Genomic DNA, 1,157 nt, shown 5'->3' with positions numbered 1-1,157 from the left:
GGGGCCCGCACCCCGATGGGACGCCTGCAGGGCGCACTGAAGGACTTCTCGGGATCCGACCTCGGCGGCATCGCCATCCGCGGCGCCCTCGACAAGGCAGGCATCACCGGCGACCAGGTCGACTACGTCATCATGGGGCAGGTCCTCACCGCAGGCGCAGGCCAGATCCCCGCCCGACAGGCCGCCGTCGCCGCAGGCATCCCCATGAACGTGCCCGCCCTGACCGTCAACAAGGTGTGCCTGTCCGGGATCAACGCGATCGCGATGGCCGACCAGCTGATCCGGGCAGGCGAATTCGACATCGTCGTCGCCGGCGGTCAGGAGTCGATGACCCGCGCCCCGCACCTGCTCGAGAAGTCCCGTGCCGGGTTCAAGTACGGCGACGTCACCCTGCGTGACCACCTCGCCTACGACGGCCTGCACGACATCTTCACCGACCAGGCGATGGGCAACCTCACCGAATCCGCCAACGACGGTGAGGGGTTCGTCTCCCGCGCCGAGCAGGACGCGTTCGCCGCCGCCTCGCACCAGCGGGCGGCGCGGGCGCGGAAGGACGGCCTGTTCGACGCCGAGGTCGTCCCGGTGTCCATCCCGCACCGCACGGGCGACCCGATCGTGGTGCGCGAGGACGAGGGGATCCGCGCCGACACCACCGCCGAATCCCTCGGCCGCCTGCGTCCGGCGTTCGCGAAGGACGGGACGGTCACGGCGGGGTCGGCGTCGCAGATCTCCGACGGTGCCGCGGCGGTGGTGGTGATGTCGAAGGCGAAGGCGGAGGCGCTCGGCCTGTCCTGGATCGCGGAGATCGGTGCCGCTGGCGTCGTCGCCGGGCCGGATTCGACGCTGCAGTCGCAGCCGGCGAACGCGATCGCGAAGGCCTGCGCGCGGGAGGGCATCGCGCCGACGGAGCTGGATCTGGTGGAGATCAATGAGGCGTTCGCCGCGGTCGGGATCGTCTCGACGCGGGAGTTGGGCATCGACCCGGCGATCGTGAACGTCAATGGTGGTGCGATCGCGTTGGGGCATCCGCTGGGGATGTCCGGTGCCCGGATCGTGCTGCACCTGGCCCTGGAACTGCAGCGCCGCGGCGGCGGCATCGGTGCGGCGGCGTTGTGTGGTGGTGGTGGGCAGGGTGATGCCCTGATCCTCCGCGTCCC

Annotated in this window: 1 protein-coding gene; it reads left to right on the top strand. The window is 71.0% G+C overall.

Features of this window, described 5'->3' with window-relative positions; genetic code table 11:
* The coding region (locus tag ACWF62_RS20595) for an acetyl-CoA C-acetyltransferase (RefSeq protein WP_452631282.1) at nucleotides 1-1,157 on the top strand (1,157 nt) is incomplete at both ends.

It is taken from the genome of Rhodococcus sp. NPDC054953, assembly GCF_053609225.1.
The sequence above is the reverse complement of the archived record's forward strand: the minus strand, read 5'-3'. Positions and strand labels throughout refer to the sequence as shown.